This window comes from Bradyrhizobium sp. SZCCHNS1022 (assembly GCF_032484835.1).
GTDB lineage: Bacteria > Pseudomonadota > Alphaproteobacteria > Rhizobiales > Xanthobacteraceae > Bradyrhizobium.
In genome coordinates, this window is sequence record NZ_JAUETT010000001.1 from 2,954,883 (window position 1) to 2,966,957 (window position 12,075).

12 protein-coding genes and 1 tRNA gene are annotated in these 12,075 nt (G+C 64.3%); 11 read left to right on the plus strand and 2 right to left on the minus strand.

What is annotated here, in order from left to right:
* Positions 1–114 precede the first annotated feature (114 nt).
* The 6 genes from QX071_RS13395 (at position 115) to QX071_RS13420 (ending at position 6,003) form a co-directional block, all read left to right on the plus strand.
* Positions 115–189, plus strand: a tRNA-Gln gene (locus QX071_RS13395).
* Positions 190–237: 48 nt separating this feature from the next.
* Positions 238–483 carry a hypothetical protein gene (locus QX071_RS13400; protein ID WP_315706982.1) on the plus strand — a complete coding sequence of 82 codons (246 nt, stop codon included), beginning with the start codon at positions 238–240 and terminating at the stop codon, positions 481–483.
* Positions 484–632: 149 nt separating this feature from the next.
* Entirely contained in the window at positions 633–1,394 is a 762-nt protein-coding gene (locus tag QX071_RS13405) for an SDR family oxidoreductase (RefSeq protein WP_315706983.1), read from the plus strand.
* Between the two features lie 35 nt (positions 1,395–1,429).
* Positions 1,430–2,266, plus strand: a complete 837-nt coding sequence (locus QX071_RS13410; protein ID WP_315706984.1) for an enoyl-CoA hydratase family protein — start codon at positions 1,430–1,432, stop codon at positions 2,264–2,266.
* An 87-nt stretch (positions 2,267–2,353) separates the two neighbouring features.
* The gene (locus QX071_RS13415) at positions 2,354–4,702 is read left to right on the plus strand and encodes a bifunctional salicylyl-CoA 5-hydroxylase/oxidoreductase (RefSeq protein ID WP_315706985.1); all 2,349 of its coding nucleotides are present in this window, start codon (positions 2,354–2,356) and stop codon (positions 4,700–4,702) included.
* Between the two features lie 53 nt (positions 4,703–4,755).
* Positions 4,756–6,003 (plus strand): flavin-dependent oxidoreductase, encoded by a 1,248-nt coding sequence (locus QX071_RS13420; protein WP_315706986.1) that lies wholly within the window; start codon positions 4,756–4,758, stop codon positions 6,001–6,003.
* 9 nt (positions 6,004–6,012) lie between these two features.
* Here the strand turns inward: QX071_RS13420 and QX071_RS13425 are convergent, their stop codons facing one another.
* Positions 6,013–6,468 carry a cupin domain-containing protein gene (locus QX071_RS13425; RefSeq protein WP_315706987.1) on the minus strand — a complete coding sequence of 152 codons (456 nt, stop codon included), beginning with the start codon at positions 6,466–6,468 and terminating at the stop codon, positions 6,013–6,015.
* 17 nt (positions 6,469–6,485) lie between these two features.
* Positions 6,486–7,658, minus strand: a complete 1,173-nt coding sequence (locus QX071_RS13430; RefSeq protein WP_315706988.1) for an ABC transporter substrate-binding protein — start codon at positions 7,656–7,658, stop codon at positions 6,486–6,488.
* Between the two features lie 291 nt (positions 7,659–7,949).
* Between QX071_RS13430 and QX071_RS13435 the strand changes: the two genes are divergently transcribed.
* The 5 genes from QX071_RS13435 to QX071_RS13455 all read left to right on the plus strand — a co-directional run bounded on the left by QX071_RS13435 (position 7,950) and on the right by QX071_RS13455 (position 11,832).
* Positions 7,950–8,444, plus strand: coding sequence for a MarR family transcriptional regulator (locus tag QX071_RS13435; protein WP_315706989.1), 495 nt, complete (start codon positions 7,950–7,952; stop codon positions 8,442–8,444).
* Between the two features lies 1 nt (position 8,445).
* Positions 8,446–9,270 (plus strand): alpha/beta hydrolase, encoded by an 825-nt coding sequence (locus QX071_RS13440; RefSeq protein WP_315706990.1) that lies wholly within the window; start codon positions 8,446–8,448, stop codon positions 9,268–9,270.
* A gap of 117 nt (positions 9,271–9,387) precedes the next feature.
* Entirely contained in the window at positions 9,388–11,085 is a 1,698-nt protein-coding gene (locus tag QX071_RS13445) for a benzoate-CoA ligase family protein (RefSeq protein WP_315706991.1), read from the plus strand.
* A 15-nt stretch (positions 11,086–11,100) separates the two neighbouring features.
* Positions 11,101–11,547, plus strand: a complete 447-nt coding sequence (locus QX071_RS13450; RefSeq protein ID WP_315706992.1) for a RidA family protein — start codon at positions 11,101–11,103, stop codon at positions 11,545–11,547.
* Positions 11,548–11,592: 45 nt separating this feature from the next.
* A complete protein-coding gene (locus QX071_RS13455; protein ID WP_315706993.1) occupies positions 11,593–11,832 on the plus strand; it encodes a hypothetical protein in 240 nt (79 codons plus the stop codon).
* The last annotated feature ends 243 nt before the right edge of the window (positions 11,833–12,075 follow it).

The following is a 12,075-nucleotide window of genomic DNA, read 5'->3' on the forward strand; positions in this document are numbered from 1 at the left end:
CCGCCAAAATTCCCGCCGGCAGCCGGTTGAAAACCCGGACCCGGCTCTGTAGACCACCGGGCGGAAGCCGGAATCGGCAAGGCGGCGAGGCCGCCTTTGTCCCGGTTTGTCTGGTGGGGCGTAGCCAAGCGGTAAGGCAGCGGATTTTGATTCCGCCATTCGGAGGTTCGATCCCTCCCGCCCCAGCCAGTTCGCCGCTCTCGGGAACGATCGGCCGTCGCTGCTCGTTAATCCTTCATGACGACGAGCATCTCCAAGGACACCCGCGACATCCGCTCCGGCGCCTACGACCCCATCAACAAGGATGGCTTGCCGCAAGGCCACCAGGTGAAGGACGCGACCACGCCGCGCCAGCGCGAGCAATGGGGCGCCGATGTGCGCGCCGAGCCGCTGCCGGGCACCGAGCCGGTGTTGCCGGAAGGGTTGCTCCGCGAACGGCGCGATCCGCTCAATCGACGCACCGGCCGGCGCGCAACGGATTAGGCGCGCTGCGGCCAAGGCGGATCGATCGGCGGGTGGTTTTAGCGGCGCGGCGAACCGCGTTTGCCCTCGCGCAGCGGCCGTGTTGCAAATATTTGAAGGTTAAAATATCGTCCCGCATCGAATGGTCGGCAGATGCGAGGAGGACGCGCATGTCGGGTTTGCCTGTTTCGGCCCATGCGCTGGTCACCGGCGGTGGCCGCGGCATCGGTCGCGAGATCGCGCGTGTCCTGAAGCAGGCCGGCGCCACCGTCACGATCGTCGGTCGCAATGCCGCAACTTTAGAAGAGGCGGTCGCGGGTGGCTGCGCCGATCATGCCGCGGTGGCTGATGTCGCCGACCAGGCGGCGCTGAACGCCGCGGTGGCGGGCGCCGCGGCACGGCAGCCGATCGATATTTTGATCGCGAATGCGGGCAGCGCGGAATCCGCGCCGTTCGTGAAGTCGGATGCGGCGCTGTTTCGTCGCATGATCGACGTCAATCTCATGGGCGTTGTGCATGCCGTGCAGGCGGTGCTGCCCGCGATGAAGGAGAGGCCTTACGGCCGCATCGTCACGGTGGCTTCGACCGCCGGACTGAAAGGCTACGCTTACGTCACCGCGTACGCGGCGGCCAAGCACGCGGTGATCGGCCTGACCCGGTCGCTGGCACTTGAGCTCGCAGCGACAGGCGTCACCGTCAACGCGGTCTGCCCGGGCTTCACCGACACCGATCTCGTGGCCGGCAGCATCGAGACCATCATGAAAAAGACCGGCCGCAGCCGCGAGCAGGCCGCCGCCGAGCTCGCCAGGCACAATCCGCAGGGACGCCTCGTCACGCCGCAGGAGGTCGCCGACACCGTGTTGTGGCTCTGTGGCGAGCACGCCAGCGCGATCACCGGCCAGGCGATTGCGGTGGCCGGCGGCGAGATTTGAAGCGGGTCGAGGGATAGGAAGCAGAGGGAGTATTCATGATGAGACCGGCCAATCCCGTCACCGTGCCGTTGGCGGACTACAAGCCGAGCCATTTCCTGCTGACGGTGACGGACCGGGTCGCGACCGTGACGCTGAACCGTCCCGAGCGGAAGAACCCGCTGACCTTCGAGAGCTATCGCGAACTGACCGACTTCTTTCGTGCCTGCGCGTTCGACGATGAAGTGAAGGCGATCGTGGTGACCGGCGCCGGCGGCAATTTCTCCTCCGGCGGCGACGTGTTCGAGATCATCGGCCCGCTGGTGCAGATGGATACCAAGGGGTTGACCGCTTTTACCCGCATGACCGGCGATCTGGTCAAGGCGATGCGAGCCTGTCCGCAGCCGATCTTAGCTGCCGTCGAGGGAATCTGCGCCGGCGCCGGCGCGATCGTCGCGATGGCGTCGGACATCAGGCTTGCCGCCGCGAGCGCCAAGGTGGCTTTCCTGTTCAACAAGGTCGGGCTCGCCGGCTGCGACATGGGCGCTTGCGCGATCCTGCCGCGCATCATCGGCCAGTCGCGCGCCGCCGAGCTGCTCTACACCGGGCGCTTCATGAGCGCGGAAGAGGGCGAACGCTGGGGCTTTTTCAGCCGCCTCGTCGCGCCGAGCGAGGTGCTGTCCCAGGCTGAGGCGATGGCGCGCGAGATCGCGCATGGGCCGACCTTTGCCAATACCATGACGAAGCGCATGCTGGCGATGGAATGGGCGATGTCGGTGGAGGAGGCGATCGAAGCGGAGGCAGTTGCCCAGGCGTTGTGCATGACCACAGAGGATTTCAAGCGCGCCTTCGAAGCGTTCGCCGCCAAGACCAAGCCGGTATTTCAAGGCAATTGACGGTGCCGAGTGGGCGGGGGACTTGTCAGAATATATTTTAGGTTTAAAATAATTCGAGGTTGGCTCGGCATCGGTCGGGAGGCATGAATGAAGATCGCGATCATCGGCGGTGGACCGGCTGGTCTCTATGCGGCGATCCTGCTCAAGAAGCAGCGCCCGAGTGCCGACATCGCGGTCTACGAACGCAACCGCGCCGATGACACCTTCGGTTTCGGCGTGGTGTTTTCCGACGCGACGCTCGACAATTTCGAGAAATACGATCTGCCGAGCTACCGTCGCATCACCGAGGAATTCGCCTATTGGGACGATATCGCTGTCCACTTCGGCGGCACCGTGCATCGCGTCGGCGGCAATGGCTTTTGCGGCTGCTCGCGCCGGACTTTGCTGACGATCCTGCAGGAGCGCGCACGCGAACTCGGCGTTGTCATCCATTTCGAGGTTGAGATCGATGATGAGGCGCGGTTTGCCGATGCGGATCTCATCATCCTCGCCGACGGCATCAACAGCCGTTTCCGCGAGAAATATTTCGACCACTTCCAGCCCGAGGTCGATCTCCGCAGCAACAAGTTCGCCTGGATGGGGTCGACCAAGCCGCTCGATGCCTTCACCTTCATTTTCCAGGAGACCGAATGGGGCCCGTTCATCGCGCACGCTTATCAGTACGAAGCGGGCCGTTCGACCTGGATTTTCGAGACCGATCCTGAGACGTTCGTGCGCGCCGGGCTCACCGGCCTTGATGAGCGGCAGTCTGCCGATCGGATGAAGGAGATCTTCGGCTGGTTCCTGGGCGATCACCCGCTCCTGACCAACCGTTCGATGTGGCGCAATTTCCCGATGATCCGCAACAAGCGCTGGGTCAAGGGCAACATGGTGCTGCTCGGCGATGCCAAGGCCAGCGCGCATTTCTCGATCGGTTCGGGTACCAAGCTCGCGATGGAGGACGCGATCGCGCTGGCGGATGCCATGCAACATGCGCCTGATGTCATGGCTGCGCTCGATGTCTATGAGCACGGACGGCGCGAGGAGGTCGAGAAGACCCAGCATGCCGCCGACGTTTCGCTGGTCTGGTTCGAGCACGTCGACCGGTTCTGGGATTTCGATCCGGTGCAGTTCGCCTTCGGCGTGATGACGCGCTCCAAGGCGATCACCTATGACAATCTGACACTACGTGCGCCTGATTTCGTCGCCGAGGTCGACAAGGCGTTCGCTCGCCAGGTTCGCGCCAAGGGTTTTGACGTCGATGTCGGAAAGCCGGCGGCGCCGATGTTTCAGCCGCTGCGTCTGCGCGAGATGACGCTGGCGAACCGTGCGGTGGTCTCGCCGATGTGCATGTATTCGGCGGCTGAGGGTGTGCCGGGCGACTTTCATCTTGTGCATTACGGCTCGCGCGCAATCGGTGGCGCCGGATTGATCTTCACAGAGATGACCTGCGTCGGCCGCGACGCGCGGATCACGCCCGGCTGCGCCGGCTTGTGGAACGATGAGCAGGAAGCGGCGTGGAAGCGGATCGTCGATTTCGTCCACGCCAATTCGCACGCGAAATTTGCGCTGCAGCTTGGCCATGCTGGCCGCAAGGGCGCGACCAAGCTGATGTGGGACGGCATCGATCGGCCGCTGGAAGAGGGCGGCTGGGAAGTGGTGTCGGCATCGCCATTGCCCTATTTCCCGGACAGCCAGGTGCCGCGCGAACTCGACCGCGCGGCGATGGATCGAATCAAGGCCGAGTTCGTCGCGGCGACCGAGCGCGGCGTGGCCTGCGGCTTCGACATGCTGGAGCTGCATTGCGCCCATGGCTACCTGCTCGCGAGTTTCATCTCGCCGCTGACGAACAAGCGGACCGACGCGTATGGCGGCTCGCTGGAGAACCGGCTGCGCTTTCCGCTCGAAGTCTTCAGCGCGATGCGCGCCGCCTGGCCGGCGCATAAGCCGATGTCGGTGCGCCTCTCCGCCACCGACTGGGCCGAGGGCGGCATCACAGGCGATGATGCGGTGCTGATCGCGCGGGCCTTTGCCGAGGCGGGCGTCGATCTCGTCGACGTCTCCACGGGGCAGACCGTGCGCGACGCTCAGCCAGTCTATGGCCGCATGTTCCAGACTCCGTTCTCCGATCAGGTCCGCAACGAGGCGCGCGTCGCCACCATGTGCGTCGGCAACATCACCACGGCCGACCAGGTCAATACGATCCTCGCCGCCGGCCGCGCTGACCTCGTCGCGCTCGGACGGCCGCATCTGGTCGATCCGTCCTTCACCATCAAGGCTGCTGCCTGGTACGGCGCGGAGGTGTACTGCCCGCCGCAATATCTGCCGGGCAAAGAGCAGATCTTCCGCAACAGCGTGCGCGAGCGGCAGGATTTCGAGGACCTGAAAATTAAGGCTAAGCCGAAGACCCGGGCCGAGCTGAAATTGGCGGCGACGAAGCCGCTTGCGGCGGAGTAAGCCGCCGTGCCACGCTGGTGCCGGCGAGGTCTTGTGCGAGTGGAGTAGAGGCGATGAAGGCGATCATCGTGGGCGGCGGTATCGGCGGACTGACCACCGCGTTGATGTTGCGGGCGCGCGGCATCGATTGCGAGCTGTTCGAACAGGCCGATGCGATCCGTGAGCTTGGCGTCGGCATCAACACTTTGCCGCATGCGATCCGCGAACTGGCCCAGCTCGGGTTGCTCGATCGGCTCGACCAGGCCGCCATCCGCACTTACGAGCTGTTCTACTTGACCCGTCACGGCCAGCAGGTCTGGCACGAAAAGCGCGGGCTCGACGCCGGCCATGACGTGCCGCAATTCTCGATCCACCGCGGCCGGCTGCAGGGTGTCATCCATCAGGCGGTGCTGGAGCGGCTCGGACCGGAGAAGGTTCACACCGGTTGCCGGCTCGGATCCTTCACCGAGGATGAGGGCGGGGTGACCGCCTATTTCTTCGACCGCTCCGGTGCTCATGTTCATACCGCGCGGGGCGATATTCTGATCGGCGCCGACGGCATCCATTCCAAGGTGCGGCAGACCTTGTTCCCGAACGAAGGCCCGCCGTGCTGGAACGGGCTGATGCTGTGGCGCGGCGCGACCGACTGGCCGGTGTTCCTGACCGGGCAGTCGATGATCATCGCCGGCGGGCTCAACGCCAAGGCCGTGATCTACCCGATCGCGGAAGGCTCGAGCCCGGCCACGCGGCTCACCAACTGGGCGGTCTTGGTGCGCATCGGCGATGCCAATACCGCGCCGCCGCGGCGCGAGGACTGGTCGCGGCTCGGCCGGGCCGACGAACTGATGCCGCATGTCGCGGGCTTCCATATTCCCCAGCTCGATTTCGGCGCGCTGGTGCGCGCGACGCCGGAGTTCTGGGAATATCCCTGCTGCGACCGCGATCCCTTGCCCTATTGGAGCAGTGGCCGGGTGACGCTGCTCGGTGACGCCGCCCATCCGATGTATCCGGTCGGATCGAATGGCGCCTCGCAGGCCATCCTCGATGCACGCGCCTTGGCCGATGCGCTGGCGCAGGCCGAGCATCCGCGCCAGGCGCTGATGGCCTATCAGCAGAAACGGCTGCCGATGACCGCCGATATCGTCGCCTCGAATCGCCGCGGCGGCCCGGAGGGGGTGATCGATGCGGTCGAGCAGCTCGCACCGCAAGGCTTCAGCGACGTCGACACCATTCTCAACTTTGAGGCCCGCGAGGCGATCGTGCGCGGCTATGCCGCCCGGGCCGGCTTTGCCGCGCGCATGCTGACGCGGCAAGCCTCTTGATCCCTCCGCTTATTGCGGAGGGGGCGGCAGGAAGTGGATGTTGTATTCGGCCGCAAGCTTGACGACATCATCCGGGTTCTGCTCGCGCATGTTGTGGATGGCCCAGAACAGGTCGTACAGCCGCCGCGTCGGCGACACCCAGAACAGGGTCTTCGCGGTCTGACCTGACTTGTTGAAGATGCCATGTGGTTTGCCCATCGGCAGCCGCACTGTATCGCCGGCCGTCGCATATTCGTCGGCGCCGTCGAGCATGAAGTCGAGCCGACCTTCCAGGATGTAGAGATATTCGTCCTGGTCCGGATGGATGTGCGGCGGCACGAAGGTGCCGTTCGGAAACGTCGCGTGCCAGGAGAAGCTGTGCTCGGTGCGGTTCTTCGGCACATAGGTCTGGCCCAGGATGCTCCAGGAAATGCCCTGGATGCCTTCATTGGCGCGGGTGATGCCGGCGATTTCCGGATGGCTCATATGTTTCGCTCCCTTTGTTACTTGGCTGGGCAGTCTTTGGCGTAACGATCGCCGTAATTCTCGAATACCTTCTGCACGATCTCGGTCTGGAATTTTCCGTCCGGACGCTTGGCGACCTTGGTCAGGTAGAAGTCCTGGATCGGATAGCCGTTGCTGTTGAACTTGAAGTTGCCGCGCAGCGAGGTGAAGTCGGCCTTCTTCAAGGCTGCGGACACGGCGTCCTTGTTGCCGAGATCGCCGCCGACGGCCTTCACCGCGCTGTCGATCAGAAGCGCTGTGTCATAGGCCTGCATCGCGTAGGTGCCGGGCACGCTGTGATAGGCTGCCTCGTAACCTGCCACGAACTTCTTGTTCTGGGGATTGTCGAGATTGGGCGCCCAATCGGCGCCGCCGAACATGCCGACCGCGGCGTCCTGCTGCGCCGGCAGAGTCGATTCATCCACTGTGAACGCCGACAGCACCGGGATGCTCTCTGCGAGGCCGGCCTGCTTGTACTGCTTGACGAGATTGACGCCCATGCCGCCTGGCATGAAGGTGAACACGGCATCGGGCTTCTGCGAGGAGATCTTGGACAGCTCCGGCTGGAAGTCGAGCGTGTTCAGCGGCACGTAGGACTCTTCGACGATCTCGCCCTTATAGTCGAGCTTGAAGCCGGCAACCGAGTCGCGGCCGGCCTGATAGTTCGGCACCAGGAGATAGACCCGCTTGTAACCGCGGTCCTGCGCGACCTTGCCCAGGACCTCATGCACCTGATCGTTCTGGTAGGAGGTGACATAGAAGAACGGGCTGCACTCCTTGCCAGCGTAGCTCGATGGTCCTGCGTTCGGGCTGATCAGGAAGGTCTTGTTCTCGATGACCGGACGGTGGATCGCCTGCAGCATGTTGGAGAAGATCGGGCCGACCACGAAGTCGACCTTGTCGCGCTCGAGCAGGCCCTTCGCCTTGGTAATGGCCGCATCCGGCTTCAGTTCGTCGTCGGCGACGATGACCTCGACGTCCTTGCCGCCCATCTTGCCGCCGAGATCCTTGACCGCGAGGTTGAACCCATCACGGACCTGCTGGCCCAGTGCGGCGGCAGGTCCCGACAGCGTCACGATGACGCCGATCTTGATCTTGTCGGCCGCGATGGCCGGCTGCGCAATCAGCGCGGTGGCAACGCCAAAACTGGCCAGCTTCAGAAACGCTTTCATGACAACTCCCCCGGATTCAGACATTCGACACGGTGCTGTTGCACTCGGCCAGGCAAATGCTTCCACCTCAAGCCTAGTCCGATGCAGCCCTTCGCCGCAAGCAAGACGCAGCGCCTGGAGGCGGGCGACGCAGACATGCAAGCAACGCGCCAATTACTTGAAGCCTAAAGGAATTGCAGACGAGATATGGTATTCGATGTCGAACGCACGTTTTCCCTTGCGCCATCGATGCGCGGAAGGCCAGAATGATTCTCCGCTTACAACTTTCGATTTCACGCCGATGATGCTGACATGACCCTTGATGCCGAAACCAAGGCTGTCGAAATGCCCGAGGACCACGCCGAGGAGCTGCGGCTGTGGCTGCGACTCCTGACGTGCACCAACCTGATCGAGGGCGAGATCCGCAGCCGGCTGCGCGAGCGCTTCGACGTGACCCTGCCGCGCTTTGACCTGATGGCGCAGCTCGACAAGGCGCCCGACGGCATGACGCTGTCGGACGTGTCGAAGCGCATGATGGTATCGAACGGCAACGTGACCGGGCTGGTCGAGCGCCTGGTGGACTCCGGCCATCTCGACCGCCGGACCTCGGATACCGACCGCCGGGTTCAGGTGATCCGGCTGACCAAGCTCGGCCGGGCCGAATTCCGCAAGATGGCAGCCGAGCACGAAACCTGGATCGCCGATATCTTCGGCGAACTGACCGAAAAGGACGTGCGCGACCTGATGCGGCTGCTGGCGAAGACCAAGGGGTCGGCGCAGAAAGCCGTGCAGCGGCGGGAAGCATGACGTGAGCAGTGCAGGCGCAATCGACTACGAAGCCGAGTACAACAATCGCGCGCGGGTGCCGGAAAACCCGCAGCTGATGGCGGGGTGGGCGAGGGATGCTGCCGCCTACCGCGAGCAGAACGCGCCGCGCCGGATGACTTACGGTCCCGGGCCGCGCCATATCGTCGATCTGTTCGAAGCTGGGGGCGACGGTCCGATCGTCGTGTTCATTCACGGCGGCTACTGGCAGGCGCTCGACGGCTCCTCCTTCAGTCACTGTGCGCGCGGCCTGAATGCGCACGGCGTCACGTTGGCGGTGCCGACCTACGATTTGTGTCCGCAGGTTTCGGTCGCTGCGATCATCGACGAGATGCGCGAGGCGATGCGCGCGCTCGGCGGGCTCGGACGCCCGCTCGTCGTCAGCGGGCATTCTGCCGGCGGGCATTTGGCTGCCTGCATGCTCGCAACCGACTGGCCCGCACGCGACGCTGCGCTGCCGAAGGATCTGGTGATCGCCGCCTACAGCATTTCCGGCCTGTTCGAGCTCGAGCCGCTGGTCGGGACCTCTATCAACAAGGCGCTCGGGCTCGACGCTGCGGCTGCGCGCGCGGCGAGCCCCTTGTTCTGGATGCCGCCGACAACTGGCAGCCTCGATGCCGTGGTCGGTGCCGAGGAGAGCGCGGAATATCTGCGCCAGAGCCGGACCATCGTCGAGCGCTGGGGGGCGGCCGGCGCTGCGACGCGTTTCGGCACCGTACCCAGCGCTAATCATTTCACCGCGATCGCACCGCTCGCCGATCCCGCCTCCGCCATGGTGTTGCGGCTGAAGACGTTGGCCGGGCGCTGACCGCCTAAAGAACGTGCGCGCACTGCACAATGTTCGGCTCTTGCGTCCAAATGTTTTAAGCCTAAAATGTTTAGGACTGAAACGTGCCGGGCGTCCCTTGAACGAGAGGAGCGTGCGATGGCCAGTGCCGCCAAAGCCCAGATGCCGGAAAGCTTGAACTCCAAGGTCGCGACGGCCCATACGGATACGTTCGCGCGGGACAATCTGCCACCGCGCGAGCTGTGGCCCGAGTTCGTATTCGCGCGCCCCGAGTTGCAGTATCCGCCGCGACTGAACTGCGTGACGCATTTCCTCGACCGCTGGGTCGAGGAGGGGCGGGGGGATGCGCCCTGCATCATCAGCCCTGAAATCAGTTACAGCTATGGCGATCTGCAGGCGCTGGTGAACAGGATCGCGAACGCGCTGGTGAACAAGCTCGGGCTGGTCACCGGCGGTCGCGTGCTGCTGCGCTCCGCGAACAACCCGATGATGGTGGCGACTTATCTTGCGGTCATCAAGGCCGGCGGCATCGTGGTCGCCACCATGCCGCTGCTCCGCGCCAAGGAGCTCGCTTATCCGATTCAGAAGGCGCAGATTGCGCTGGCGCTGTGCGACGGCAAGCTGGCCGATGAAATGGAAAAAGCCAAAGAGAGCGCGCCGGCGCTGCAGCGCGTGGTCTATTGGGGCACCGGGCGGGCGGATTCGCTGGAGGCGCTGATCGCCGATCAGAGCGCGGAGTTCGCCGCCGTCGATACCGCCTCGGATGATCTCTGCCTGATCGCCTTCACGTCGGGCACGACCGGCGATCCGAAGGGCACGATGCATTTTCACCGCGACATGCTCGCGGTCTGCGACGGCTATGCGCGCAACGTGCTGCGGGCGCGCCAGGAGGACCGCTTCATCGGCTCGGCGCCGCTCGCCTTCACCTTCGGCTTCGGCGGCGTGCTGTTTCCGATGCATATCGGTGCGTCCTACGTGGTGCTGGAAAAGACCTCGCCCGACGATCTGCTCGCCGCGATCGAGCGTTACAAGGCGACCGTCTGCTTCACCGCGCCGACCGCCTATCGCGCCATGCTGGGCAAGCTCGCCGGCCGCGACGTCGCGTCTCTGCGCAAATGCGTCTCGGCCGGAGAGACCTTGCCGAAGGCGACGTTCGACGCCTGGTTCAAGACAACCGGATTGAAGCTGATGGATGGCATCGGATCCACCGAGATGCTGCACATCTTCATCAGTGCGGTCGAGGACGAGATTCGCCCCGGCGCGACCGGCAAGCCGGTGCCGGGCTATGAGGCGAAGATCGTCGACGACGAGGGGCGCGACGTGCCGCCGGGCACCATGGGACGGCTCGCCGTGCGTGGCCCGACCGGCTGCCGCTATCTCGCCGACGAGCGCCAGCGCAAATATGTCCAGAACGGCTGGAACATCACCGGCGATACCTACCTGATGGATGAGGACGGCTACTTCTGGTACCAGTCGCGCTCCGATGACATGATCGTGTCGGCTGGCTACAACATCGCGGGCCCCGACGTCGAGGCGGCACTGCTCAGTCATCCGGCGGTTGCCGAGTGCGGCGTGGTCGGCGCGCCGGACGAAGCCCGCGGGATGGTCGTGAAAGCCTATGTCGTGCTGGCACCGGGCGGCGTCGGCAATGATGCGCTGGTCGCCGAGCTTCAGGAGCATGTCAAACGCGAGATCGCGCCTTACAAATATCCGCGCGCAATCGAGTTCGTGCCCCATCTGCCGAAGACCGAGACCGGCAAACTGAAGCGCTTTGCGCTGAGACAGATTGCGCAAACTCAAGCCGAGAACCAGGCCTCGCCCGGCGCGGCCGCATAACAGGGAGAGACGTTCGTGAGCACGCCGAAAGCACCCACACTTGCGCTTACGAAGCCGCAAGGGGCCAATGGTCCGCGGGTGCTGCAGCCGAGCGGCTGGCCGATGCCGAAGGGTTACGCCAACGGAATGACCGCCGAGGGGCGCCTCGTCGTCACCGGCGGCGTGATCGGCTGGGATCAACACGAACGGCTGCCGGACGGCTTCCTGGCGCAGGCGCGGCAGACGCTGTCGAACATCGCAGCCATTCTGGCCGAGGGCGATGCACGGCCGGAACACCTGGTACGGCTGACCTGGTACGTCGTCGACATGGACGAATATCTCGCGAACCTGAGGGAGCTCGGGGCTGCCTATCGCGAGATCTTCGGCAGCCATTATCCGGCGATGGCACTGGTCCAGGTGGTGCGGCTGGTGGAGCCGGCCGCGCGGCTGGAGATCGAAGCCACTGCCGTCGTCCCGCACTGATGGTGGGAGCCCTTTCGGGGCGCGCCACCAATTAGGAACGACTGCGTGGTTCGTGCCTTCTCCGATATGGCACGTTTGATCTGCAACGATTTCCGCGACCCCGCCGCCGCTGAGGCCTATGAGATCGCGCTGGACTATCTCTGGCGCACCGGCGTCGTGCGCAACGAGTTCGAGACCTACCGGTTTCTGGCCTGTCAGATCTCGCAGATGATCGACCATGGCCAGACCAACAAGCTCCGGATGGCCAACAAGGCGATTTCCGAATATGAGCGGCGCTTCGGCTGAAGCTGCATGCACTGGAGCGGCCGGTCCTGATCGGCCCAGGCGACGTCCGGCAAGATCGCGACCGCCCGGCGTCCACGGTCGGGCTGCAAGCTGATCCGAAGGCATACATCTGCGTCCTCGCGGCATGGCCTGCCCGAGTTTTGTGTGATCGCGACCCTCCGAAAAACGAGAGGGCGCAGGGAAGGCCGCATAGGCGTTAAGGTAGCGCGAGCATCGATTGATACTTGCGTTTTCGAGGAGGCT